This is a genomic window from Pseudomonas sp. ACM7, from assembly GCF_004136015.1.
GTDB lineage: Bacteria > Pseudomonadota > Gammaproteobacteria > Pseudomonadales > Pseudomonadaceae > Aquipseudomonas > Aquipseudomonas frigoris.
In genome coordinates this window covers 4,806,551-4,831,241 of sequence record NZ_CP024866.1, presented here as the reverse complement: position 1 = coordinate 4,831,241, position 24,691 = coordinate 4,806,551, and the positions used below count along the sequence as shown (strand labels likewise).

General features: G+C 58.9%; 21 protein-coding genes. 6 read left to right on the top strand and 15 right to left on the bottom strand.

All coding sequences use genetic code 11. The features are described from left to right. Window positions 1–2 precede the first annotated feature (2 nt). Window positions 3–764, top strand: a complete 762-nt coding sequence (gene cobA / locus CUN63_RS22995) for a uroporphyrinogen-III C-methyltransferase (RefSeq protein WP_129442804.1) — start codon at window positions 3–5, stop codon at window positions 762–764. A 150-nt stretch (window positions 765–914) separates the two neighbouring features. Here the strand turns inward: cobA and CUN63_RS22990 are convergent, their stop codons facing one another. The 8 genes from CUN63_RS22990 to ppsA all read right to left on the bottom strand — a co-directional run bounded on the left by CUN63_RS22990 (window position 915) and on the right by ppsA (window position 8,963). Next, complete coding sequence (locus CUN63_RS22990) at window positions 915–1,949, bottom strand: OmpA family protein (RefSeq protein WP_129442801.1); 1,035 nt, start codon at window positions 1,947–1,949, stop codon at window positions 915–917. A 107-nt stretch (window positions 1,950–2,056) separates the two neighbouring features. After that, the gene (sigX, locus tag CUN63_RS22985) at window positions 2,057–2,647 is read right to left on the bottom strand and encodes an RNA polymerase sigma factor SigX (RefSeq protein ID WP_008146300.1); all 591 of its coding nucleotides are present in this window, start codon (window positions 2,645–2,647) and stop codon (window positions 2,057–2,059) included. 87 nt (window positions 2,648–2,734) lie between these two features. Next, window positions 2,735–3,559, bottom strand: coding sequence for a mechanosensitive ion channel domain-containing protein (locus CUN63_RS22980; protein ID WP_008027407.1), 825 nt, complete (start codon window positions 3,557–3,559; stop codon window positions 2,735–2,737). A 2-nt stretch (window positions 3,560–3,561) separates the two neighbouring features. Next, window positions 3,562–3,810 (bottom strand): hypothetical protein, encoded by a 249-nt coding sequence (locus CUN63_RS22975; protein WP_027922557.1) that lies wholly within the window; start codon window positions 3,808–3,810, stop codon window positions 3,562–3,564. Between the two features lie 63 nt (window positions 3,811–3,873). Then, entirely contained in the window at window positions 3,874–4,869 is a 996-nt protein-coding gene (locus CUN63_RS22970; protein ID WP_129442798.1) for a zinc transporter ZntB, read from the bottom strand. A 24-nt stretch (window positions 4,870–4,893) separates the two neighbouring features. Continuing rightward, a complete protein-coding gene (rraA, locus tag CUN63_RS22965; RefSeq protein WP_027922555.1) occupies window positions 4,894–5,385 on the bottom strand; it encodes a ribonuclease E activity regulator RraA in 492 nt (163 codons plus the stop codon). Between the two features lie 121 nt (window positions 5,386–5,506). Further along, the gene (locus tag CUN63_RS22960; RefSeq protein WP_129442795.1) at window positions 5,507–6,496 is read right to left on the bottom strand and encodes an alpha/beta fold hydrolase; all 990 of its coding nucleotides are present in this window, start codon (window positions 6,494–6,496) and stop codon (window positions 5,507–5,509) included. A 91-nt stretch (window positions 6,497–6,587) separates the two neighbouring features. After that, window positions 6,588–8,963: a phosphoenolpyruvate synthase gene (gene ppsA, locus CUN63_RS22955; RefSeq protein ID WP_129442792.1), complete on the bottom strand. Its 2,376-nt coding sequence runs from the start codon at window positions 8,961–8,963 to the stop codon at window positions 6,588–6,590. A gap of 174 nt (window positions 8,964–9,137) precedes the next feature. Here ppsA and CUN63_RS22945 point away from each other — a divergent pair, with 174 nt between their 5' ends. Beyond that, on the top strand, window positions 9,138–9,956 hold the full coding sequence (locus CUN63_RS22945; protein WP_033055694.1) for a pyruvate, water dikinase regulatory protein: 819 nt from the start codon (window positions 9,138–9,140) through the stop codon (window positions 9,954–9,956). A 124-nt stretch (window positions 9,957–10,080) separates the two neighbouring features. Here CUN63_RS22945 and CUN63_RS22940 read toward each other — a convergent pair whose 3' ends face one another. Then, window positions 10,081–11,490: a PLP-dependent aminotransferase family protein gene (locus tag CUN63_RS22940; RefSeq protein WP_129442789.1), complete on the bottom strand. Its 1,410-nt coding sequence runs from the start codon at window positions 11,488–11,490 to the stop codon at window positions 10,081–10,083. A 92-nt stretch (window positions 11,491–11,582) separates the two neighbouring features. Here CUN63_RS22940 and CUN63_RS22935 point away from each other — a divergent pair, with 92 nt between their 5' ends. Next, window positions 11,583–12,515 carry a DMT family transporter gene (locus CUN63_RS22935; protein ID WP_129442786.1) on the top strand — a complete coding sequence of 311 codons (933 nt, stop codon included), beginning with the start codon at window positions 11,583–11,585 and terminating at the stop codon, window positions 12,513–12,515. 114 nt (window positions 12,516–12,629) lie between these two features. Here the strand turns inward: CUN63_RS22935 and prpD are convergent, their stop codons facing one another. From prpD to CUN63_RS22900, 6 genes are all read right to left on the bottom strand, one after another. Further along, complete coding sequence (gene prpD / locus CUN63_RS22930) at window positions 12,630–14,114, bottom strand: 2-methylcitrate dehydratase (RefSeq protein WP_129442783.1); 1,485 nt, start codon at window positions 14,112–14,114, stop codon at window positions 12,630–12,632. 192 nt (window positions 14,115–14,306) lie between these two features. Further along, entirely contained in the window at window positions 14,307–15,509 is a 1,203-nt protein-coding gene (prpF, locus tag CUN63_RS22925; protein ID WP_129442780.1) for a 2-methylaconitate cis-trans isomerase PrpF, read from the bottom strand. A 54-nt stretch (window positions 15,510–15,563) separates the two neighbouring features. Beyond that, window positions 15,564–18,161 (bottom strand): Fe/S-dependent 2-methylisocitrate dehydratase AcnD, encoded by a 2,598-nt coding sequence (gene acnD, locus CUN63_RS22920; RefSeq protein ID WP_129442777.1) that lies wholly within the window; start codon window positions 18,159–18,161, stop codon window positions 15,564–15,566. Window positions 18,162–18,367: 206 nt separating this feature from the next. Further along, the gene (gene prpC, locus CUN63_RS22910; RefSeq protein ID WP_129442775.1) at window positions 18,368–19,495 is read right to left on the bottom strand and encodes a 2-methylcitrate synthase; all 1,128 of its coding nucleotides are present in this window, start codon (window positions 19,493–19,495) and stop codon (window positions 18,368–18,370) included. 205 nt (window positions 19,496–19,700) lie between these two features. Beyond that, window positions 19,701–20,591, bottom strand: coding sequence for a methylisocitrate lyase (gene prpB, locus CUN63_RS22905; protein ID WP_129442772.1), 891 nt, complete (start codon window positions 20,589–20,591; stop codon window positions 19,701–19,703). Beyond that, window positions 20,588–21,307, bottom strand: a complete 720-nt coding sequence (locus CUN63_RS22900) for a GntR family transcriptional regulator (RefSeq protein ID WP_177327884.1) — start codon at window positions 21,305–21,307, stop codon at window positions 20,588–20,590. The genes prpB and CUN63_RS22900 overlap by 4 nt, the downstream gene beginning before the upstream one ends. A 303-nt stretch (window positions 21,308–21,610) precedes the next feature. Between CUN63_RS22900 and CUN63_RS22895 the strand changes: the two genes are divergently transcribed. From CUN63_RS22895 to CUN63_RS22885, 3 genes are read left to right on the top strand one after another with little or no spacing between them, the layout of a single operon-like run. Beyond that, entirely contained in the window at window positions 21,611–22,147 is a 537-nt protein-coding gene (locus CUN63_RS22895) for an ATP-dependent zinc protease (RefSeq protein ID WP_129442770.1), read from the top strand. A 5-nt stretch (window positions 22,148–22,152) separates the two neighbouring features. Then, the gene (locus CUN63_RS22890) at window positions 22,153–23,688 is read left to right on the top strand and encodes an inactive transglutaminase family protein (protein ID WP_129442767.1); all 1,536 of its coding nucleotides are present in this window, start codon (window positions 22,153–22,155) and stop codon (window positions 23,686–23,688) included. Then, the gene (locus CUN63_RS22885; RefSeq protein WP_129442764.1) at window positions 23,688–24,674 is read left to right on the top strand and encodes an alpha-L-glutamate ligase-like protein; all 987 of its coding nucleotides are present in this window, start codon (window positions 23,688–23,690) and stop codon (window positions 24,672–24,674) included. The genes CUN63_RS22890 and CUN63_RS22885 overlap by 1 nt, the downstream gene beginning before the upstream one ends. Window positions 24,675–24,691: the final 17 nt, after the last annotated feature.

Sequence of the window (24,691 nt, the reverse complement as noted above, 5' to 3'; positions counted from 1 at the left end):
CTATGAGCGCAAAAGTCTGGCTGGTGGGTGCGGGTCCTGGCGATCCGGAATTGTTGACCCTCAAGGCCGTGCGGGCGCTGAGCGAAGCGGATGTGGTGCTGATCGATGACCTGGTCAACGACGCGGTGCTGGAACATTGCCCGCAGGCGCGGATCATTCCCGTGGGCAAACGCGGCGGCTGTCGCTCCACACCTCAGGCGTTCATTCATCGGCTGATGCTGCGTTATTCCCGCCACGGTAAATGCGTGGTGCGGCTCAAGGGTGGCGACCCGTGCATTTTTGGCCGGGGCGGCGAAGAGGCGCAGTGGCTACGTGAACATGGGGTCGAAGTGGAACTGGTCAACGGCATCACTGCCGGGCTTGCTGGCGCAACGCAATGCGATATTCCGTTGACCCTGCGGGGTATTGCTCGTGGCGTGACGCTGGTCACCGCCCACACTCAGGATGGCAGCAGTCTGAACTGGCAAGCCCTGGCCCAAGGTGGCACGACGCTGGTGGTGTATATGGGGGTCGCAAAACTGAGCGAGATTCGTGAGCAGTTGCTCGCCGGAGGAATGGCGGCGGATACACCGGTGGCAATGATTGAAAACGCTTCCCTGCCACACCAGCGGGAATGTCGGAGCGACCTGACGGCAATGGAAGAAGACGCCTGCAGCTTCGAGCTCAAAAGCCCGGCGATCCTGGTGATCGGTGCCGTCGCGGGGTGTGATGAGATCAAAAGATCGTCCGAACGCGGCCCGAGCCTTCGGCAGCTCCTATATTGACCGTGTGCAAATCCAATCCCGTAGGAGCTGCCGAAGGCTCGGGCCGCGTTCGGACGATCTTTTCGCCGCAACGCAAATCTCCCGCTAAAACCCAAATCGCAGACAAAGAAAAGCCCGGCCTGAGCCGGGCTTTTCAGAGCTACGAGCTAATTACTTAGCTTTAGCTTCAACCTGCGCTTCTACGCGACGGTTTACAGCGCGACCAGCTTCAGTTTTGTTGTCAGCAACTGGGCGGGATTCGCCGTAGCCAACAGACTGAACGCGGGACGATTCAACACCGTACTGGTTGGTCAGAACTTGCTTAACGGCGCTTGCACGACGCTCGGACAGTTTCTGGTTGTAAGCGTCAGGACCGACGGAGTCAGTGTGACCTTCAACAGTAGTGCTGGTGGATGGGTACTGCTTCATGAAGTCAGCGAGGTTTTTGATGTCGCCGTAGCTGTTAGGCTTGACTACCGACTTGTCGAAGTCGAATTTCACGTCCAGCTCAACACGAACAACTTCAGCAACTGCTGGGCAGCCATCAGCGTCAACAGTTACGTTGGCTGGAGTGTCCGGGCACTTGTCAACGTTGTCGCAAACGCCATCGTTGTCGCTGTCGGAGCAGACTTCAGCGGGTGCTTGAACTGGAGCAGCAGCAGGCTTGGAGCCGCCACCGAAGTTCACACCGATACCGACGCTTGGAGCCCACTCGGTGTCGCCCTGGTCGATATTGTATTGAGCTTCAACGCCAGCACGGGCGTAGAAGTTCTCGGTGAAGTACAGCTTGGCACCGCCGCCAACGTTGGCGAAAGTGGAACGGTTACGACCGCCACCGCCGTTCTGGCCAATGCTCTGGTCCGAGAAACCGGCAGAAACGTATGGACGGAGCATGTCGCCTGGGTTGTTGAAGTGGTACAGAGCGTCCAGAGCGGTATCAGCGCCCTTAACGTTACGACCGTCATCGGAACGTACGTTGTGCACTTCGTCGTAAGCCAGACGCAGTTCAACGTCGTCGGTCAGGAAGTAACCAACCGAACCGCCGAACAGGTTGCCGTTGTTCTTGAAGTTACGATCGCTGTCGTACTGCTCTTTCTTCGCGAAGCCTTCGATTTCAACTGCGCCTTGGCCTTGTGCCAGAGCGCCGAACGAAGTGGCGGCAATCAAAGAACCAATGGCCAAGCCCAAGGTGTTTTTCAGTTTCATCCGTTAAATCCCCATCTGGTGATTGTGAAGCAGTCCCGCAAACCGGGGGACAACTCGGCGGCAAGTCTATCAGAACTTGCCTACACGTAAGAGATATTTGCGCCGAACTAAGTTTCAGCAATGCCTGCAAATTTCTCACGCAATTTATCTAGAGCACGTTTGTAACGCATTTTTGTCGCACTCAAACCCATGTGCATGATATCCGCGATCTCTTGAAATTCCAGCTCTGCGACAAATCGTAGCACCAGAATTTCACGGTCAATCGGGTTCACATACACTAACCAGCGATCGAGTCCACCCTTATCTTCAGGTTTCGGCGCCTTTTCTTCAGACGCTTCCTCGAGGGGGTCCAGACTCAAAGCATCCATCAAGCGACGCTTTCGCCGTTCTTTCCGATACTGCGTGATGCACTCGTTGTACGTGATGCTATATAGCCATGTCTTGAACTTCGATTTGCCCTCGAAGTTCTTCAGGCCATACAGCACCTTCAACATCACTTCCTGACAGACATCGTCTGCGTCTCGATCGTTCCCAAGATACCGTGCACAGACGTTAAATAATGTTCGCTGGTAACGCCGCATCAGTTCTTCATAGGCGCGAGTTACGTGAAACAGCTCGGTATGCGAGCGCGCGACCAACTCCTCATCAGAGAGCTCGCGGGGGTCGTAGCGCGTGGACAGCGATTGAGCTTTATTCAAAACAAGTCGGGCCGACAGTCAGGTCAATGTCCGCCGCAGCCCTTACAGGGCATTTTGCGGCGGCATACATTAGCAGGGTTTGCCGGGTTAGCGGCTACTCACATGCTGCTCCAGGAGAATCCGATTGGAGAGAGAGACTAGCTCACCCTCATCGGTCAGCAATGTGGTTTTAACCGTGCCGATCTCTTCGATCTGGCCTTCGACCTCGCCAACACGCACTTGTTGCCCAACCTGATACAACTCACGCACATAGATTCCCGCAAGAATCTGACCGGCAATTTCCCGGCTTCCCAACCCCATGGCCAGCGCAACCGCCAGACCAACGGTAATCAATACGATCACAATCACATGGTTGAGCAGGTCAGTCTTGACCTCCAACTGGCTGATTGCGACCGAAATACTGATGATAATCACCAGGCCCTGGGCAATTCGCCCCAGGCCCGCAGCGTAATCCAGCCCTACGCCCTCTGCCGCACCCCGCACCAGCCCATTGGCCAGTTGCGCGAGCAATACACCCACCAGCAGCACCAGCGCGGCGCCGAATACCTTCGGCAAATACAGCGCAAGCATGTCCAGCGTAGCCGAAACTCGCTCAAGTCCAAGGGATTCTGCGGCAGAAACCAGAAAAATCAGCAGAACGAACCAATAGACGATCTTGCCGATCAAGGTCGAGATCGGTACTTGAAGGCCGGCCCGGGACAGCAATTTGGTCAGTCCGGTGCCGCCCATCAGGCGATCGAGCCCCAGCTTGGCGAGCAACTTGGACAACAAAGTATCCAAAAGTTTCGCAACGACGAAACCCAACAGCAACACAACCAGTGCGCCGAACAGGTTCGGGATGAAATTTGCAACCTTGGTCCATAACGCAGTCATTGCAGTGACGAGGCTCTGAGTCCAGAGATCAAGTTCCATATTCAATCAGCCTTATCAGCAGTGCGAACGGTAGGTTTACGGTGACGGGAAACCGGAGCGACATGGGCCGATCCGTTATTCAGGGCGATCATCAGCGCGGGCAGCCAGCGGCCCAGCAGGCTGAACAGATCACCGGCGCCGACCTGGCGGTTGGCGGTTTTCAGTACACGCCCAAGGCACGCATCGTCGTCCCGGGTGGACGGTGATGCATTGAGCATGTCACGCAAAGACTGTTCAAACGGATCGTGCATACGCACCTCTCGTGATGTCAGTGAAAGACGCGATCAAATTTGCTCGGGTCACATGCTTCACCCTCAGACCCAGCGCAAACGTCGGAATAACCACCACTGCCCCAACGCCACCGAGATCATCATCACGCACGCAATCAGGAAGCCATAGGGGCTTGCAGAAAACGGAATCCCGCCGACATTGATACCTAAAAGACCCGTCAGAAAACTCATCGGCAAAAAGATCCCGGTGATGATCCCGAAACGGTACATCGTGCGGTTCATTCGCACGCTCAAACGTCTATCTTCGGCCTCAAGGACCAACCCCACCCGCTCCCGGGTCAATTCCAGCTCCTCGAGATACCGGGTCAGGCTGTTGTTCAATTCGTTCCAGTAATCACCGTCGCCTTCGACGAACCAAGGCAGTTTTATCCGTGTCAGCTGACCGAATATTTCCCGCTGCGGCGCAAGAAAACGTTTCAGCGCAGCGGCCCTGCGACGGATCTGCAAAACGGCTCCGTGCTCGGGTGTATACCGTTCGTCGGCATCCAGCTTTTCTTCTTCCTCATCGACCACTTCCGAGAGGCAACTGACCAGATCCTGCACCTTATTGGTGAGGTATTGCGCCATATAAAGGATGAGTTCTGACGCAGTTTTCGGTCCTTTGCCTTCGGCGAGCTGCACCAGCAAATCATCGGTGGCGCGCAACGGACGTAAACGCAGAGAAATAACACGCTGGGCCGACGCAAAAATCCGCACCGAGACCATGTCTTCCGGCTCGGCGCCCGGGTTCAGGTTGACCCCACGCAAAAATAGCAGCAGTTCGCTGTCCGAAAGCTGTAAAAGACGCGGCCGGGTGTTTTCTTCAAGTAACAGATCACAGCTGAATTCGCTCAGACCGCTGGATGTTCGCAACCAGGTCTGGGTTTGCGGGTGACTGCGATCCCAGTGCAGCCACAGGCTTTCATGGGCCTGCAGCTGCAAGTCATCGAGTTCAGTCCGGGCTATCGAACGCGCACCGCCTTTACCGTCCAGCACCAGGGCATGCACCAGCCCCCACTGCGCGTTTTCTTCCTCGAACATCCGCATCCCTTTGTTGGTTTCTGTTTATTCAGGCATTTTCAGCGGGCTTGGCGAGATGATCACGCCGTTGTTGTCCGCATAGATGTAATGGCCAGGATGGAACGTCACGCCGGCAAAGGTCACCGCTACGTTGAGATCGCCGATGCCACGCTTGTCGGTTTTCATCGGGTGGCTGGCCAGGGCCTGAACCCCCAAATCGGTTTGCGCGATGACGTCGACGTCGCGGATGCAACCGTAGATCACCAGCCCTTCCCAACCATTTTTCGCGGCTTTCTCGGCGATCATGTCGCCCAGCAGCGCACGACGCAGGGAACCGCCACCGTCGACCACCAACACCTTGCCATTGCCCTTGAGCTCGGCTTGTTCCTTGACCAGCGAGTTATCTTCGAAGCACTTGATGGTCACGATTTCCCCGCCGAAAGAATCACGGCCACCGAAATTGCTGAACATCGGTTCCAGCACCTGCACCAGCTCCGGATAGGCGTCGCACAGGTCAGGCGTGAGGTAATGATTCATCGAGAAACTCCTGTAAAGAGGAAGACAATCGAGGGTGTCGAAACGTGACCAGAACAGCTCAATGCGTCATATCTTAGCCGCAAGCCGAACAGAGCGAAATGCCCTTGTTAGAGCATCAGGCTCAGACCGCCGCAGCCAGATCCGGTTTTTCACCCAGCAATGGCGTTTGCTGATCTGCCAACCAGCGCGCCACCAACGGCCAGACTTCAACCTGCGCGGCTTTGCTGACCAGCATTTCAACGTGACCGAAATTATCCGCGAAACCCTGCTCACGACCCAGGCTGATGAATTGCTTATGCTCGGAACCCACCTGATCGAACAGCTTGCGACAAGCCCAGGTCGGGTCCTGATGGTCACCTGCGGCACTCACGGCCAATACCGGTAACTGAACGTCGGCCAATCCGGCCCACCAATCCTTGTCGGCATCGCCGAAGCGCCCGAACAGGCCATACCAGCGCATGCTTTCCAGGGCCAGGCCAATGGGCTCGTCCTCCGGACCGCGCTTGAGCCGTGAACCGGACAGCTGGGCAAAACGTTTGAGAATGAAGCGCCCGCTCCACTCCACCGGTGGAATCTTCAGCGGCCAGTAGGTGCGGCTGACTTGCGTACCGAAAAACGCCGCAGAGGCCACCACCGGCTCGCCGATGTACTCACCACCCAGCGCCGCCGCCAGGGTAATCCCGCCCAGCGAGTGACCGATCCAGTGCGGGATCTGGCCGCTCTGCTCGCGCACGAACGCGCCAATGGCCGGCAAATCGTAACGGGCGTAGTCGGCGACGCGGTTCTTGCGGTAGTTCTGGTTACGCTGGGACAGGCCGTGGCCACGCATTTCGGGAATCCATACATCGAATCCCAGACGCGTCAGATAGGCGCCCAGTCCAAGCCCCTTCGGGGAAAACCAGAACCGGCGATTGGAAAAGCTGCCGTGAAGCAAAATAACCGGAACGCCACGCGCGTCTGAGCCATCCGCCATGCCCAGGCGCGTCACAGCCAGTTCGACGGTGCCGTCAGGGCTGTTGCCGGGTTTCAGACGATAGACGTCTTCGCTCAGATCGCCGCGCCGCTCGGCGCTGATCAGGGCGACAGGAAATAGGTTGCTGCTGCTTTGCATAATGCTCTTGCACAAAAAAGGGCGGCTTCCAGAGGAGCCCGCCCTACTTGATTCTTAAAGCCTCGGCCACATGACCGAGGCTTCATTCACATCAAGCCGAAGCTTGACCTTCAGCCAGGAAGAACCAGGTTTCCAGCACGGAATCGGGGTTCAACGAAACGCTTTCGATGCCCTGCTCCATCAGCCATTTGGCCAGATCAGGGTGGTCCGAAGGGCCCTGACCGCAAATGCCGATGTACTTGCCAGCCTTGTTGCAGGCCTGAATCGCGTTGGCCAGCAGCTTCTTGACCGCCGGATTACGCTCGTCAAACAGGTGCGCGATGATCCCGGAGTCACGATCCAGGCCCAGCGTCAGCTGGGTCAGGTCGTTGGAACCGATAGAGAAGCCGTCGAAGAATTCGAGGAACTCTTCGGCAAGGATCGCGTTGGACGGCAGCTCGCACATCATGATGATGCGCAGACCATTCTCGCCGCGGGCCAGGCCATTCTCGGCCAACAGATCGATCACTTGGCTAGCTTCGCCCAATGTACGGACGAATGGCACCATGATTTCAACGTTGGTCAGGCCCATCTCGTTGCGCACACGCTTGAGGGCGCGGCACTCGAGTTCGAAGCAGTCACGGAACGCTTCGCTGATGTAACGCGAAGCACCGCGGAAGCCCAGCATCGGGTTTTCCTCTTCCGGCTCGTAGAGCTTGCCGCCGATCAGGTTGGCGTATTCGTTGGACTTGAAGTCCGACAGACGCACGATGACCTTTTTCGGGGTGAACGCAGCGGCCAGGGTGCTGATGCCTTCAACCAGTTTGTCGACATAGAAGCCAACCGGATCGTCGTAACCGGCGATGCGCTTGTCGACGCTGTCCTTGATGTCCTGCGGCAGACCGTCGTAGTTCAACAGCGCTTTGGGGTGAACACCGATCATGCGGTTGATGATGAACTCCAGACGGGCCAGGCCCACACCGGCGTTCGGCAGTTGCGCGAAATCGAAGGCGCGGTCCGGGTTGCCGACGTTCATCATGATCTTGAACGGCAGATCCGGCATGGCATCGACGGAGTTTTTCTTGATATCGAAGCCCAGTTCGCCTTCGAAGATGTAACCGGTGTCGCCTTCAGCGCAGGAAACGGTCACGCCCTGGCCGTCTTTCAACAGCTGGGTAGCGTTGCCGCAACCGACCACGGCCGGAATGCCCAGCTCACGAGCGATGATTGCCGCGTGGCAGGTACGACCGCCACGGTTGGTGACGATGGCGCTGGCGCGCTTCATGACCGGTTCCCAGTCCGGGTCGGTCATGTCGGAGACCAGTACGTCGCCTGGCTGGACTTTGTCCATCTCGGACACGTCCTTGATGATGCGGACCTTGCCGGCGCCGATACGCTGGCCGATGGCGCGACCTTCAACCAGCACGGTGCCGGTTTCTTTCAACAGGTAGCGTTCCATGACGTTGGCCGAGGTACGGCTCTTCACGGTTTCAGGACGGGCCTGAACGATGTAGAGCTTGCCGTCGTCGCCGTCTTTGGCCCATTCGATGTCCATCGGGCACTTGTAGTGCTTCTCGATGATCATTGCTTGCTTGGCCAGTTCGCTGACTTCGGCGTCGCTCAGGCAGAAACGTGCGCGATCAGCCTTATCCACGTCGATGGTCTTGACCGATTTACCGGCCGTGGCCACTTCGCCGTAGATCATCTTGATGGCTTTGCTGCCCAGGTTGCGACGCAGGATGGCCGGACGACCGGCTGCCAGCGTGCCTTTGTGGACGTAGAACTCATCCGGGTTCACCGCGCCTTGTACGACGGTTTCACCCAAGCCGTAGGCGCCGGTGATGAACACCACATCACGGAAGCCCGATTCGGTATCGAGGGTGAACATCACGCCGGCGGTGCCGGTTTCGGAGCGGACCATGCGCTGCACGCCGGCCGACAGGGCTACCAGCTTGTGGTCGAAGCCCTGGTGGACGCGGTAGGAAATCGCGCGGTCGTTAAACAGCGAAGCGAACACCTCTTTGGCGGCGCGAATTACGTTTTCGACACCACGGATGTTCAGGAAGGTTTCCTGCTGACCGGCGAAGGAAGCGTCCGGCAGGTCTTCGGCGGTAGCGGAAGAGCGCACGGCCACGGCCATGTCAGGGTTGCCGGCCGACAGCGTGGCGAACGCGATGCGGATCTCGGCGTTGAGCTTCTCGGGGAATTCGGCTTCCATGATCCATTGACGGATCTGGGCGCCGGTCTTGGCCAGGGCATTGACATCGTCGACGTCCAGGGCGTCGAGGGCGGCGTGGATCTGATCGTTCAGGCCGCTCAGCTCGAGAAAATCACGATAAGCCTGAGCTGTCGTGGCGAAGCCACCGGGCACCGATACACCGGCACCTGCAAGGTTACTGATCATCTCGCCCAGGGATGCGTTCTTGCCCCCTACGTGCTCTACATCATGGACGCCGAGCTTATCGAGGGAAACTACGTACTCTACCAAGGTGATCTCTCCACTAACTGTGTTGGAAAAGCTCAGAAGCCGGCTGCTCATTAGAGCGTTTGCCAGCTGTATGGCCTGGACCTGGAAAATAAGTGAGAATGCGGGCCACTGGCGGCCGGCAAATCGCGCCTACTATATCCAAGAATCGTCACTAGCTTAAGGCCCAAGGTGCAAATGAAACGATCTGCTTTCTTTATTTCCGATGGCACCGGCATCACAGCCGAGACCCTCGGCCAAAGCCTCCTGGCGCAGTTCGAAAACATTACCTTTAGCAAATTCACGCGGCCATACATCGACAACGTGGATAAAGCGCGGGCCATGGTACAACAAATCAACAAAGCCGCCGAAACCGACGGCTTTCGGCCGATCATCTTCGACACCATTGTCAATCAGGACATCCGTGAGATCCTCGCAACGTCCAATGGTTTCATGATCGACATTTTCTCGACCTTCCTGGCGCCTCTTGAACAGGAATTGACCGAGCATTCTTCCTACACCGTCGGCAAGTCCCACTCCATTGGCAGCAACTCCAATTACATGGAGCGGATCGAGGCGGTGAACTTCGCCCTCGACAACGACGACGGTGCGCGCACGCATTATTACGACAAGGCGGACCTGATCCTAGTGGGCGTGTCGCGTTGTGGTAAGACGCCGACGTGCCTGTACATGGCCATGCAATTCGGCATCCGCGCGGCCAACTACCCGCTGACCGAAGACGACATGGAGCGCCTGCAACTGCCTGCCACCCTGCGCGCCCACCAGCACAAGCTGTTCGGCCTGACCATCGACCCGGATCGCCTCACCGCGATCCGCAACGAACGCAAGCCCAACAGCCGCTATTCGAGCTACGCCCAGTGCGAATTCGAAGTGCGCGAGGTGGAGAATCTGTTCCGCCGCGAGAACATTCCGCACATCAATTCCACGCACTTCTCCGTTGAAGAAATTTCCGCGAAGATTTTGGTGGAGAAAGGTGTGGAGCGGCGCTTCAAGTAGGTTTTCGGCGACAACAACACCGCTATCGCGAGCAAGCTCGCTCCCACAGGGGGATCAATGTCGAACACAAACTCTGTGTTCACTGAAGATCAAATGTGGGAGCGAGCTTGCTCGCGAAGAACGATTACATGGTCTCTGCCAATGCTGCCGCCAATGCGTCAAACCCACCCAGCAACAACCGATCATCCCCCGCCGAATTACAAACACTCGCCCTGATGAACTGCGGCACCGCCCCATGCCCGACCGCAAACATCTCGGCAGTAGCCACCAGATAATTTTTTTCCTTAAGCTCCTCAGAAATCTGCGAAGCCCGCCACGGCTCTGGCACCTCGACCCAGAAGTGCGGGCTATGGGAATGGGTTTTGTACGCCAAACCCTCCAGCACACCACTCACCAACGCCTTGCGCCGACCGATCTCGGCAATCTGCTGGCCCAGCAACTGCTCGGCAATGCCGTTTTCTATCCACAGACTCGCCACCTCCAGCGACAACGGGCTGGCCATCCAGCACGTCCCGCGCACCGCTGCGCTCAAGCGTCCGATCAACGGTTGCGGCGCATGCAGGTAACCGACTCGCAAACCCGCCGAAACCGCCTTGCTCAGGCTGCCGATCAGCACTGAGCGCTCCGGGGCGAAATGGCTCAAGGGTAACGGCCGCTGTTGAGCCAATACCGCGTGGGCTTCGTCTTCAAAGATCAACAGATTGTGCTGCCGACAGACCTCTGCAATCGCCTCGCGCCGTGCGACGGACATCACTGCAGCCGTAGGATTCTGGATCGTCGGTGTGCAATACAGCGCCGACACTCGATGGTTGCGGCAAACCTCCGCCAGGGCATCGGGCATCAGTCCTTCATCATCCATCCCGACGCCGATCAGTTTTATCCCGAGCTGGCGTGCGACGCTGATCAACCCCGGGTAGGTCATGTGCTCCGTCACCAACGTATCGCCCGCCTTGAGCAACCCCATCAAGGCACACAACAGACCGTGCTGGCCGCCGTTCACGCAAACGATATGCTCGGCGCTCGGGACAAACTCTTTATGCTTGAGCCAGTGCGCGCCCGCCGCACGATAGCGCGGCAAACCGACATCGGCGGTGTAGCCGCTGATGTGTTGCAACGCCTCAGGATCAAGGGACAACGCTTGCAGGCTCTGACTTAAAAAAAGCGCTTCCTGCCCCGGAATCGGTTGATTGCGGCTCATGTCAAAAAACGCCCGCGGTTCATCGCTGACATTGCGAAAGCCACCATCCCGCGGTCGTTCCATTCCGCGCTGACGTACATACGTGCCGTCGCCCACCCGCGCGACCACCAATCCCACACGTTCGAGTTCACCGTAAGCGCGGCTGACGGTACCGATGGTCACGCCGAGGCTATCCGCCAGCAACCGATGAGGTGGCAATTTGCAGCCTGGCTCGATCAGCCCTTCAGCGATGCCTTTTTCGATCGCGTCGGCGAGGCGTTTGTATTTCACCCCCAGACCGTTCGCCAGGCCGTCGCGCAGGATTGACACCATGGCAATACTTGTTTTGACAGTCATTCCAGCCCCGAATAGCGTGCTTGAAACAGGTTCAATCAGGGATAGACCTTTTGCAGATGAAGGTCAATTCCGAACATAAAAGGAGCTCGCTCATGTCCATTGCCGTCAGTGCACCTTCATGTACCGCAAAACCCTGGCTCGCCGCCTTGGTCACCAGCGTGCTGTTCCTGATCGTGTGCCTGAGCTGGGGCACCACGTGGCTGGGGATCAAGATTGCCGTTGAAAGCGTGCCGCCACTGACCGCCGCCGGCCTGCGGTTCCTCATCGCCTTCCCGCTATTTCTCGGCTTCGCCCTGATCCGTCGTGAACCATTGTTGTTTCCCAGAGAAAGTCGCTGGTTCTTTGTCTTCGTCACGTTGACGTATTTCAGCCTGCCGTATTACTTGCTCAACTACGGCGAGATGCACGTTTCGTCCGGCCTGACGGCGCTGCTGTTCAGCTGCATGCCGGTGTTCATCCTGCTGTTTTCCGCGCTGTTTCTGCGGGAGAAAGTCTACCCCTCGCAAATGCTAGGCATCGCCATCGGTTTCGGCAGCCTGTTCATGATCATCCGCAGCCAAGGGCTGCATCTGGACCATGCCGAAATGTTTGGGGTATTGGCGATCCTCTGCGCCGCGGTGATGCATGCGCTGTGTTACGTGGTGACGAAAAAACACGGTACGGCGATCAGCGTAATTACCTACAACACGCTGCCGATTGGCATTGCCGGGCTGATGCTGTTTGTCGCCGGATTGAATGTCGAAGCACCGGTGTTCGATGCCATCACCGCGCGTTCGTGGAGCGCCCTGCTCTATCTGGGGCTGGTGGCGTCGGTGGGCGGGTTTATCGTTTACTTCCTGCTACTCAAGCGGCTGAGCCCGATCATTCTGTCGTTTGTGTTCATCATTTTTCCGGTGTTCGCGGTGATCATCGGTGCCTGGTACGAGGGGCAAACCTTGTCCCGGGAACTGATGATGTACTCGGCGATTTTGCTGACGGGGTTTGCGATCACCAAATTGCCCATCGAAAAATGGCTCAACGGATAAACACGGGCACGCGTAGGAGCTGCCGAAGGCTGCGATCTCTTGATTCTGCTTTTAAAAGCGAAGATCAAAAGATCGCAGCCTTCGGCAGCTCCGGGGGGATTGGTGTTTATCCGATCAAATGACGAACAGGTCGACAAACCGGTTCACCGGTGTCGCCTCAAGCGCAGCCTGATCCTTGCACAACGCAAAAATCTCGGCGCTGCGTTGGGCGTTGAAGCGGGTCGCCAGGTTGGCCTTGAACTTGTCTTCCAGCAGCGCAATGCCGTCGGTGCGGCGACGGCGATGGCCGATCGGGTACTCCACCAACACGTTCTCGGTGCTGGAGCCATCCTTGAAGAACACTTGTATTGCATTGGCGATGGAGCGCTTATCAGCCTCCAGGTATTCGCGGGTGTAGCGTGGGTCTTCGACGATGACCATTTTTTCGCGCAGCACGTCGATGATCGGGTGCGCCGCGTGGAAGTCATCCTCGTACTGCTCGGCCACCAGATTGCCGAACACCAGCGGCACGGCCGTCATGTACTGGATGCAATGGTCACGGTCCGCAGCATTGGCCAGCGGGCCGACCTTGGAGATGATGCGGATCGCCGATTCGTGGGTGGTGATGACGATTTTGTCGATTTCGTGCAGGCGATTTCTGACGTGCGGGTGCAACGTCACGGCCGCTTCGCAGGCCGTTTGCGCGTGGAATTCGGCAGGGAAGCTGATTTTGAACAGCACGTTTTCCATCACGTAGCTGCCGTATGGTTGGGAGAAGCTGAACGCGCGCTTGTCTTCGGGCTTGAGCGCCAGGTCGTTGTTGGTGTGGCTGAACAGCACGTCGTAGAAGCCCCACTGTTTGGCGGTCAGTACGCCGGGGATGCCCATCTCGCCACGCATTGCGATGTCCGCCAGACGCACGCCACGGCTGGACGCGTCGCCTGCGGCCCAGGATTTTCGTGACCCGGCATTGGGTGCATGACGGTAAGTGCGCAGCGCCTGTCCGTCGGCGAAGGCGTGAGACAACGCGGACAACAGTTGCTCTCGATTGGCGCCCATCAGCTTGGCGGTGACAGCAGTCGAGGCGACTTTCACCAGGATGACGTGATCAAGGCCTACGCGATTGAATGAGTTTTCCAGCGCGATCACGCCCTGGATTTCGTGAGCCATGATCATGGCTTCGAGTACCACGCGAACGGTCAGCGGCGCGTCGCCATTGGCCACGCGTTTTTGCGAAAGATGATCGGCCACCGCGAGAATGCCGCCGAGGTTATCGGACGGATGGCCCCATTCGGCGGCGAGCCAGGTGTCGTTGTAATCGAGCCAGCGAACGATGCAGCCAATGTCCCACGCTGCCTTGACCGGGTCGAGGCGATAACTGGTGCCGGGGACGCGCGCGCCGAACGGGACGACGGTGCCTTCCACCATGGGGCCAAGGTGTTTGGTGCATTCGGGAAAGCGCAGGGCCAGCAGGCCACAGCCCAACGTGTCCATCAGGCAGTTGCGGGCGGTGTCGAGGGCTTCGACGGATTGGATCTTGAAGTTGAGGACGTAGTCGGCAATGTCCTGCAGGACCGTGTCGTAGTCGGGGCGGTTGTTCAGGTCGACGTTGGTGCTCATGTTCGATTCACTCTTGAAGTGGTTCGTTAATGGGACCTCGGTTCAGGGCAAACTCAGCGGGTTACTGCTTTCTTATTTTGGCAACGGGATCAAATGTAGGAGCTGCCGAAGGCTGCGATCTTTTGATATTGCTTTTAATAGGCAAGATCAAAAGATCGCAGCCTTCGGCAGCTCCTACAAGGTATGTGTCGGTTAGAAAGAGTCGCCCGGAATACGGACAAAGCCTTCCATCAACACCCGCGCACTGCGGCTCATGATGGCTTTGTTCACGGTCCACTCGCCGTTCACCTGGCTCGCCTCAGCACCCACGCGCAACGTGCCGGACGGATGCCCAAAGCGCACGGCATTGCGTTCGATACCACCCGCTGCGAGGTTCACCAGCGTGCCGGAAATCGCCGCGGCAGTACCGATGGCCACCGCCGCCGTGCCCATCATCGCGTGGTGCAATTTGCCCATGGACAGCGCCCGCACCAGCAGATCGACATCACCCGCCGCAATCGCTTTACCACTCGAAGCAACGTAGTCCGCAGGCTTGGCCACAAAGGCAACCTTAGGCGTGTGCTGACGCTTGGCCGCTTCGTCCAGATCCTTGATCAGGCCCATGCGCAATGCGCCGTAAGCCCGAATGGTTTCAAACATCAGCAGCGCTTTCGGATCACTGTTGATCGCGCCTTGCAGCTCAGTGCCGGTGTAACCGATGTCTTCGGCGTTGACGAAAATCGTCGGAATACCGGCATTGATCATGGTCGCCTTGAAGGTTCCGACGCCGGGCACTTCGAGGTCATCCACCAGGTTGCCGGTAGGGAACATCGAACCACCGCCGCCCTCTTCTTCCGCCGCCGGGTCCATGAATTCGACCTGTACTTCAGCGGCCGGAAAGGTCACGCCGTCGAGTTCGAAATCACCGGTTTCCTGCACTTCACCATTGGTGATCGGCACGTGGGCGATGATGGTCTTGCCGATGTTGGCCTGCCACACGCGAACCACGGCAACGCCGTTGTGCGGGATGCGGCTGGCGTCCACCAAACCATTGCTGATGGCGAACGAACCGACCGCTGCCGACAGGTTGCCGCAGTTGCCGCTCCAATCGACGAAAGGCTTGTCGATGGACACCTGACCGAACAGGTAATCGACATCGTGATCGGCCTTGATGCTTTTGGACAGGATCACGGTTTTGCTGGTGCTGGAGGTCGCGCCGCCCATGCCGTCGATTTGCTTGTCGTACGGATCGGGGCTGCCGATCACCCGCAGCAACAAGGCATCGCGAGCCGGGCCGGGAACCTGTGCTGCTTCGGGCAGGTCTTTCAGGCTGAAGAACACGCCTTTACTGGTGCCGCCGCGCATGTAGGTGGCGGCGATTTTAATTTGAGGGGCGATTTGAGGTGCGTGAGCCATGATGTTCCTTTTAGGATCGAGCGGGACCGCATGGCCCCGCCCGAACTCATCGTGTTAAACGGCAACCGCCGATTCTTCGAGGAAGTCCTGAGCGAAGCGTTGCAGCACGCCGCCCGCCTCATAGATCGACACTTCTTCGGCGGTGTCGAGGCGGCAGGTCACCGGCACTTCGACGCGTTCGCCGTTCTTGCGGTTGATCACCAGCGTCAGCTCGGCACGCGGGGTGCGCTCACCGATCACGTCGTAGGTTTCGCTGCCATCGATGCCCAAGGTTTTGCGGTCGGTGCCCGGTTTGAACTCCAGCGGCAGCACACCCATGCCCACCAGGTTGGTGCGGTGAATGCGCTCGAAGCCTTCGGCTGCAATCGCTTCCACACCCGCCAGACGCACACCTTTGGCCGCCCAGTCGCGGGACGAACCCTGACCGTAGTCGGCGCCGGCGATGATGATCAGCGGCTGCTTGCGTTCCATGTAGGTTTCGATGGCTTCCCACATGCGCATAACCTGCCCTTCCGGCTCGACGCGAGCCAGCGAACCCTGTTTGACCTTGCCGTTTTCCTGAACCATTTCGTTGAACAGTTTCGGGTTGGCGAAGGTGGCGCGCTGCGCAGTCAAATGGTCGCCCCTATGAGTTGCGTAAGAGTTGAAGTCCTCTTCCGGCAGGCCCATTTTCGCCAGGTATTCGCCGGCGGCGCTGTCGAGCATGATCGCGTTCGACGGCGACAGGTGATCGGTGGTGATATTGTCCGGCAGCACTGCCAGCGGGCGCATGCCCTTGAGCGGACGTGCACCGGCCAGCGCGCCTTCCCAGTACGGCGGACGGCGGATGTAGGTGCTCATCTCGCGCCAGTCGTACAGCGGCGTCACTTTCGGGCCGGTGTCTTCGTGGATGGCGAACATCGGGATGTAGACCTGACGGAACTGCTCCGGCTTGACCGACGCTTTCACCACCGCGTCGATCTCTTCGTCGCTCGGCCAGATGTCTTTCAGGCGAATTTCCTTGCCGTCGGCGTCCAGACCCAGCACATCTTTTTCGATGTCGAAACGGATGGTGCCGGCGATGGCGTAAGCGACCACCAACGGCGGCGACGCGAGGAAGGCGTTCTTGGCGTACGGGTGGATCCGGCCGTCGAAGTTGCGGTTGCCGGAGAGTACGGCGGTGGCGTACAAGTCGCGGTCGATGATCTCTTGCTGGATCACCGGGTCCAGCGCGCCGGACATGCCGTTGCACGTGGTACAGGCGAAGGCGACGATGCCGAAACCGAGTTGCTCCAGTTCGGTGGTCAGGCCGGCTTCGTCCAGGTACAGCGCCACGGTTTTCGAACCCGGCGCCAGAGACGATTTGACCCACGGCTTGCGGGTCAACCCGAGCTTGTTGGCATTGCGCGCCAGCAGACCGGCGGCGATGACGTTGCGCGGGTTGCTGGTGTTGGTGCAACTGGTGATGGCGGCGATGATCACCGCGCCGTCCGGCATCTGGCCGGGCACTTCGGTCCACTGGCCGGAAATGCCTTGGGCGGCGAGGTCCGAGGTCGCAACGCGAGCGTGCGGGTTGCTCGGGCCGGCCATGTTGCGCACCACCGAGGACAGGTCAAAGGTCAACCCGCGCTCGTATTGCGCATTCTTCAAGCTGTCAGCCCAGAGGCCGGTTTGCTTGGCGTAGTTCTCGACCAACTGCACTTGCTCGTCTTCACGGCCAGTAAGTTTGAGGTAGTCGATGGTCTGCTGGTCGATGTAGAACATCGCTGCGGTGGCGCCGTATTCCGGGGCCATGTTGGAGATGGTCGCACGATCGCCCAGAGTCAACGCGGAGGCGCCTTCGCCGAAGAACTCCAGCCACGCACCGACGACTTTTTGCTGACGCAGGAACTCGGTCAGCGCCAGCACCATGTCGGTGGCGGTGATGCCCGGTTGCAGCTTGCCCGTTAATTCGACGCCGACGCTTTCCGGCAGACGCATCCACGACGCGCGGCCAAGCATCACGCTTTCAGCTTCCAGGCCGCCGACACCGATCGCGATCACGCCCAGCGCATCGACATGCGGGGTGTGACTATCGGTACCGACGCACGTGTCGGGGAACGCCACACCGTCACGCACCTGGATCACCGGAGACATTTTCTCCAGGTTGATCTGGTGCATGATCCCGTTGCCCGGCGGAATCACATCAACGTTCTTGAAGGCCTTTTTGGTCCAGTTGATGAAGTGGAAACGGTCTTCGTTGCGACGGTCTTCGATGGCGCGGTTCTTCTCGAACGCCTCCGGATCGAAGCCACCGCGCTCGACGGCCAGGGAGTGGTCGACGATCAATTGCGTCGGCACCACCGGGTTCACTTGCGCCGGGTCGCCACCTTGCAGGGCGATGGCGTCGCGCAGGCCGGCGAGGTCGACCAAAGCGGTCTGGCCGAGAATGTCGTGGCACACCACGCGGGCCGGGAACCATGGGAAGTCGAGGTCGCGTTTGCGCTCGATGAATTGCTTCAGGGATTCGGTGAGCGTGGCCGGGTCGCAGCGACGCACCAGGTTTTCCGCCAGCACGCGGGAGGTGTACGGCAGAGTGTCGTAGGCGCCGGGCTGGATGGCTTCGACAGCCGCACGGACGTCGAAGTAATCCAGATGGCTGCCGGGCAGCGGTTTACGGAATTCAGTGTTCATCGTCAGGACTCGGTCACGGTAGTTTCAAAAGGTGGGGCCTTTCGCCGACGCTGAAATGAACTCGGTCAAATGTGGGAGCGGGCTTGCTCGCGAATGCGGTGTATCAGTCGACATCAATGTTGAATGTCAGTCCGTCTTCGCGAGCAAGCCCGCTCCCACAATGGTTCCCGGTTCATTCAGCAACCTGCGTGGTCAGCCCCCACCATTCAGCGTTGTTCGATTGGCACGAACTTGCGCTGTTCGACGCCGACGTACTCGGCGCTCGGGCGGATGATGCGGTTGTTGGCGCGTTGTTCGAACACGTGCGCCGCCCAGCCGGTCAGGCGCGAGCAAACGAAAATCGGTGTGAACAACTTGGTCGGGATGCCCATGAAGTGGTACGTCGACGCATGGTAGAAGTCGGCGTTCGGGAACAGCTTCTTCTGTTCCCACATGGTCTTGTCGATGGCTTCGGAAACCGGGAACAACACGGTGTCGCCCACTTCGTCAGCGAGTTTTTTCGACCAGCCCTTGATCACCTCGTTGCGCGGATCGTTGTCCTTATAGATCGCGTGACCGAAGCCCATGATCTTGTCCTTGCGCTCGAGCATGCCGAGGGTGCCTTTGATCGCCTCTTCCGGCGAGCTGAAGCGCTCGATCATTTCCATCGCCGCTTCGTTGGCGCCACCATGCAGCGGACCGCGCAGCGAGCCAATAGCCGCCGTGACGCAGGAATACATGTCCGACAGGGTCGAGGCGCAAACCCGTGCGGTGAACGTCGAGGCGTTGAACTCGTGTTCCGCGTAGAGGATCAGCGAAACGTTCATCACTTTGACGTGCAACTCGCTCGGCTTCTTGTCGTGCAGCAGGTGCAGGAAGTGGCCGCCGATGGATTGTTCGTCGCTCACGCAGCTGATGCGTTTGCCGTCATGGCTGAAGCGATACCAGTAGCACATGATCGCCGGGAACGCGGCCAGCAAACGGTCAGTCACGTCGTGTTGTTCGCAGAAGTCTTTCTCCGGCTCGATGTTGCCCAGGAACGAGCAACCGGTGCGCATCACGTCCATCGGGTGGGCGTCGGCGGGGATGCGTTCCAGCACTTCTTTGAGCGCTTGCGGCAGGTCGCGCAGCTTGCTCAGTTTGCTGATGTAAGCGGCGAGTTGTGTTTTGGTCGGCAGTTCGCCGTACAGCAGCAGGTAGGCCACTTCTTCGAATTGTGCGTCAGCCGCCAGTTCGCGAACGTCGTAGCCACGATAGGTCAGGCCTGCGCCCGACTGGCCCACGGTGGACAGTGCGGTTTGCCCGGCAACCTGGCCACGGAGCCCGGCGCCACTGAGTACTTTTGCTTCGGCCATTGCTGTCTCCAATCTTGAATTTGTTAGGGAATCTGCAATTTCTACACGGTTATCTTGTTTTCGTAGCAGCTGTCGAGCCTGCGAGGCTGCGTTCGGCTGCGCAGCAGTCGTAAAACCTGCATACGCGGTCGCCAGGTTTTGCGAGTCCTTCGGCCTCGAACGCAGCCTCGCAGGCTCGGCAGCTGCTACAAGTGTGCGTTCGTCATTACTTCTTCGCCGCAAACAACGCATCGAGCTTCTGCTCGAAGGTGTGGTAGTCGATGCGATCGTAAAGCTCCATGCGGGTCTGCATGATGTCGATGACGTTCTGTTGCGTGCCGTCACGACGGATTGCGGTGTAGACGTTTTCTGCGGCTTTGTTCATCGCGCGGAACGCCGACAGCGGGTACAGCACCAGCGACACATCAGCAGCGGCGAGTTGCTCGGTGGTGTACAGCGGCGTCGCGCCGAATTCGGTGATGTTGGCCAGGATTGGCGCTTTCACGCGGCTGGCGAACAGCTTGTACATGTCCAGTTCGGTGATGGCTTCCGGGAAGATCATGTCGGCGCCAGCCTCGATACACGCGGCGGCGCGATCCAGCGCAGATTCCAGACCTTCCACCGCCAGGGCGTCGGTACGGGCCATGATCACGAAGCTGTCATCGGTGCGCGCATCAACGGCTGCCTTGATCCGATCGACCATTTCCTGCAGGGACACGATCTCTTTATTAGGACGGTGACCGCAGCGCTTGGCGCCGACCTGGTCTTCGATGTGAATCGCCGCCGCGCCGAACTTGATCATCGACTTGACGGTGCGCGCGACGTTGAACGCCGAAGAACCGAAACCGGTGTCCACGTCCACCAACAGCGGCAGGTCGCAGACGTCAGTGATGCGGCGCACGTCGGTCAGCACGTCGTCCAGGCCGGTGATGCCCAGGTCCGGCACGCCGAGGGAGCCGGCAGCCACCCCGCCACCCGACAGATAAATAGCCTTGAACCCGGCGCGCTTGGCCAGCAGCGCGTGATTGGCGTTGATCGCGCCGACCACTTGCAGCGGATGTTCGCTGGCGACCGCATCGCGGAATCGCTGGCCTGGAGTGCTCTTGTTGGAACTCATGACTCACCTCGTTCAGTGGCTGTCTGGTTTGCGCCGTCCTGGTAGTGACGAGCGATATTGCGTTTGGAGGCGCCGATGTGGCGGCGCATCAACAACTCGGCCAGTTCACCGTCACGGTCGGCGATGGCGTCGAGAATTCGGTGGTGCTCGGCAAAGGCCTGACGCGGGCGATTGGGCGTGGTGGAAAACTGGATGCGGTACATGCGCACCAGTTGATAGAGCTCGCCGCAGAGCATCTGAGTCAGGGTGCGGTTGCCGCTGCCCTGGATGATTCGGTAATGGAAGTCGAAATCGCCTTCCTGCTGGTAGTAGCCGACACCGGCCTGAAACGCCGCATCGCGCTCATGGGTTTCGAGGACCCGGCGCAGTTCGTCGATTTCTTCGAGGGTCATGCGTTCAGCCGCCAGACGGCAGGCCATGCCTTCGAGGGATTCGCGGATTTCGTAGAGTTCCAGCAGCTCGGCATGGCTCAACGAAACTACCCGCGCGCCGACGTGCGGCACACGAACCAGCAGGCGCTGGCCTTCCAGACGGTGGATCGCCTCACGCAGCGGCCCGCGGCTGATGCCATAGGTGCGCGCCAGTTCCGGCTCGGAGATCTTGCTGCCCGGGGCAATCTCGCCCTTGACGATGGCCGCCTGAATGCGCCGGAAGACGTTCTCGGAAAGTGTCTCCGAATCGTCTTGGGCAATGACTGGGGGATCGAGTTGATCCAGCATATTGTCGACACCTTGAAAGCTGATGCCGCAAAAACTAGCGAATACAGACCTTTTAGTCAAAGGATAAATAGGTATTGTCGACAATCGTCTAATAACCGACTGCACCATAACGACGCAGCCCTCCCTGTTTATAGCCGCCCCCCGGCGCTGGCGCCATAAAACCACCGTGCTAGAATGCCGCCCGCATTTGTTTGTGACATCTGCACTGCTTGTCATAAACAGCTGATAGGCATACGAGGGAGCTTGCGCAGCGATGCCAGGGTCTTGAATCGAAGTACGGACCGCTGCGCACCAGGATTTATGAGACTCAAGCCCTTCCCGACGTTCCTTTACCTTATTTGCCTGCCCGGTTTCGCCGCGGCGGGGGAAAAGACCGTGTACGGCCTCAATGAGTACGCCTCCCTGGACGGTATCAACCTGGAGGTCGCCGCCAAACTCGACACCGGGGCGAAAACCGCGTCCCTGAGCGCCCGAGACATCAAACGCTTCAAACGCAATGGCGAGTCCTGGGTGCGTTTTTACCTGGCGATCGACACCGCTCACTCGCACCCGATCGAACGGCCACTGGCCCGCGTCAGCAAGATCAAGCGCCGGGCCGGCGACTACGACCCGGAAGAAGGCAAGAAATACACCGCCCGTCCGGTGATCGAGCTGGATATCTGCATGGGTTCGGCTTTACGTAGCATCGAAGTGAACCTAACCGACCGCAGCGCCTTCCAATACCCGCTCCTGATCGGCTCCGACGCGCTCAAACGCTTCGACGCGCTGGTTGATCCCAGTCTTAAATACGCTGCTGGCAAACCCGCCTGCGCCACCGACGCTCATACCGCAGAGTAATTCCAATGCGCTCTCTTACCCTTCACCTGAAATTCCTGATCGCCATCCTGGTGGTGCTGGGCATTTCAGTTACGGCCTATCAAATCTTCGTGCTTGGCATTCCCGTGACCGAAGACGCCACCGACGACTTGTGGAACATCGACGCCAAAGTCGAGTTCGTCGCCAGTGCCAAGGACCCGGTCAAGATCCAGATGTTCGTGCCGCCGCTGAGCCGCGATTACGTCAGCCTCAACGAGAGCTTCATTTCCAATAACTACGGCGTGGCCGTGAACCGTGCCGACGGCAACCGCAAAGTCACCTGGTCGGCACGTCGGGCCAAGGGCAATCAAACGCTTTATTACCGCCTGGTTCTGACCAAGCGCTACACCGGTGAAAAATCCAAGATCAAAGGGCCAACCTTCCGCGACAGCATCGCCGTCGAAGGCGCGGAAAAAATCGCCGCCGAAGCCCTGCTCGCACCGATCCGCCAGCACTCGGCCGACGTCGAAACCTTCATCGGCGAAGCCATCAAGCGCGTCAACAACCTTAGCGACGACAATGTGAAACTGCTGCTGGGTGGCGATCCATCCACCGCGAACAAAGCCAAAATCGTCGAGCTGGTACTGTCCATCGCCCACGTGCCGATAGAAAAGGTCCACACCATTCGCCTGGTGGCCGACCAACCGCAAATACCTGAACTCTGGCTGCGCAGCTTCAACGGCACCGACTGGCTGTACTTCAACCCGGAAACCGGTGAACAGGGCCTGCCGACCGACCGCCTGCTGTGGTGGACCGGCGACGAAAACCTGATCACCGTCGATGGTGGCAAGAAGGCCAACGTGACCTTCAGCCTGAACAACAGCGAAATGAACGCGATTCGCCTGGCCAAGCTGACTGACGAAAACACCGACGCCAACTTCCTCGAATACTCGCTGTACGGCCTGCCGCTGCAAACCCAGCAGACCTTCATGATCATGGTGATGATCCCGATCGGTGTGCTGGTGATCCTGATCCTGCGCAACCTGATCGGCATTCAGACCCTCGGCACCTTTACTCCGGTGCTGATCGCCCTGGCGTTCCGGGAAACCCAGCTCGGCTTCGGTATCGCGCTGTTTACGATCATCACTGCGTTGGGCCTGTCGCTGCGCTCCTACCTTGAACACTTGAAGCTGCAAATGCTGCCGAGACTGTCGGTGGTACTGACCTTCGTGGTGGTGCTGATCGCGACGATCAGCCTGCTCAGCCATAAACTCGGCCTGGAACGCGGGTTGTCGGTAGCGCTGTTCCCGATGGTAATTCTGACGATGACCATCGAACGCCTGTCGATTACCTGGGAAGAACGCGGTTCCGGCCATGCCATGAAAGTGGCGATCGGTACGCTGTTCGCTGCGTCTCTGGCGCACCTGATCATGACCGTGCCAGAGCTAATTTACTTCGTGTTCACCTTCCCGGCGATCCTGCTGATTCTGGTGGGCTTCATGCTGGCCATGGGTCGCTATCGCGGCTACCGCCTGACCGAACTGGTGCGTTTCAAGGCTTTCCTGAAGAAGGCTGACGCCTGATGTTCGGCTTCTGGAAAACCTGGAAGGCCCTGGAAGCCCGGGGCATCATGGGGATCAATCGGCGTAACGCGGACTACGTGCTCAAGTACAACAAGCGCAGTCTGTACCCGATCGTCGATGACAAGATCATCACCAAGGAGCGCGCGATCGCCGCCGGCATTCATGTGCCGGAACTGTATGGCGTGATCTCCACCGAGAAAGAAATCGACAACCTCGACGACATCATCGGCGGGCGCAACGACTTCGTGATCAAACCGGCCCAGGGCGCGGGCGGTGACGGCATCATTGTGGTTGCCGACCGGTTCGAGGGGCGCTATCGCACAGTGTCCGGCAAGATCATCGACCATGAGGAGCTCGAGCACCATATCTCGAGCATCCTCACCGGCCTGTATTCCCTGGGCGGGCACCGCGACCGCGCGCTGATCGAATACCGGGTGATCCCGGACCAGATTTTCAAAAGCATCAGCTATGAAGGCGTGCCGGACATCCGCATCATCGTGCTGTTGGGTTACCCGGTGATGGCCATGCTGCGCTTGCCGACGCGCCAGTCCGGCGGCAAGGCCAACCTGCACCAGGGCGCCATCGGCGTCGGTGTTGACCTCGCGACCGGGCAGACGTTGCGCGGCACCTGGCTGAACAACATCATCAACAAACACCCGGACACCACCAACGCGGTGGACGGCGTGCAACTGCCCTACTGGGACGGTTTCATGAAGCTCGCCGCCGGCTGCTACGAGCTGTGCGGGCTGGGTTATATCGGTGTCGACATGGTGTTGGACCAGGAGAAAGGGCCGCTGATTCTTGAGCTCAACGCCCGGCCTGGGCTGAACATTCAGATTGCCAATGATTGCGGGCTGACGTTGCGCACCCATGCGGTCGAAGCGCGCCTGGAGGAGATGAAGGCTCGCGGGATTACTGAGACGGTGAGGGAGCGAGTGGAGTTTGTTCAGGAGATGTTTGGGCATATTCCGGCCGTTGAGGGCTGACCTGTCTCTCACCCATT

Bases quoted from the DNA above. Each gene is read 5' to 3' on its own strand.
- prpF (WP_129442780.1), bottom strand. From the start codon at position 15,509: ATGGCTCACGCACCTCAAATCGCCCCTCAAATTAAAATCGCCGCCACC.
- CUN63_RS22935 (WP_129442786.1), top strand. From the start codon at position 11,583: ATGTCCATTGCCGTCAGTGCACCTTCATGTACCGCAAAACCCTGGCTC.
- CUN63_RS22970 (WP_129442798.1), bottom strand. From the start codon at position 4,869: ATGTTCGAGGAAGAAAACGCGCAGTGGGGGCTGGTGCATGCCCTGGTG.
- rraA (WP_027922555.1), bottom strand. From the start codon at position 5,385: ATGAATCATTACCTCACGCCTGACCTGTGCGACGCCTATCCGGAGCTG.
- CUN63_RS22895 (WP_129442770.1), top strand. From the start codon at position 21,611: ATGAGACTCAAGCCCTTCCCGACGTTCCTTTACCTTATTTGCCTGCCC.
- CUN63_RS22975 (WP_027922557.1), bottom strand. From the start codon at position 3,810: ATGCACGATCCGTTTGAACAGTCTTTGCGTGACATGCTCAATGCATCA.
- CUN63_RS22890 (WP_129442767.1), top strand. From the start codon at position 22,153: ATGCGCTCTCTTACCCTTCACCTGAAATTCCTGATCGCCATCCTGGTG.
- acnD (WP_129442777.1), bottom strand. From the start codon at position 18,161: ATGAACACTGAATTCCGTAAACCGCTGCCCGGCAGCCATCTGGATTAC.
- cobA (WP_129442804.1), top strand. From the start codon at position 3: ATGAGCGCAAAAGTCTGGCTGGTGGGTGCGGGTCCTGGCGATCCGGAA.
- CUN63_RS22960 (WP_129442795.1), bottom strand. From the start codon at position 6,496: ATGCAAAGCAGCAGCAACCTATTTCCTGTCGCCCTGATCAGCGCCGAG.
- CUN63_RS22940 (WP_129442789.1), bottom strand. From the start codon at position 11,490: ATGACTGTCAAAACAAGTATTGCCATGGTGTCAATCCTGCGCGACGGC.
- prpB (WP_129442772.1), bottom strand. From the start codon at position 20,591: ATGAGTTCCAACAAGAGCACTCCAGGCCAGCGATTCCGCGATGCGGTC.
- CUN63_RS22990 (WP_129442801.1), bottom strand. From the start codon at position 1,949: ATGAAACTGAAAAACACCTTGGGCTTGGCCATTGGTTCTTTGATTGCC.
- prpD (WP_129442783.1), bottom strand. From the start codon at position 14,114: ATGAGCACCAACGTCGACCTGAACAACCGCCCCGACTACGACACGGTC.
- CUN63_RS22885 (WP_129442764.1), top strand. From the start codon at position 23,688: ATGTTCGGCTTCTGGAAAACCTGGAAGGCCCTGGAAGCCCGGGGCATC.
- CUN63_RS22945 (WP_033055694.1), top strand. From the start codon at position 9,138: ATGAAACGATCTGCTTTCTTTATTTCCGATGGCACCGGCATCACAGCC.
- CUN63_RS22980 (WP_008027407.1), bottom strand. From the start codon at position 3,559: ATGGAACTTGATCTCTGGACTCAGAGCCTCGTCACTGCAATGACTGCG.
- prpC (WP_129442775.1), bottom strand. From the start codon at position 19,495: ATGGCCGAAGCAAAAGTACTCAGTGGCGCCGGGCTCCGTGGCCAGGTT.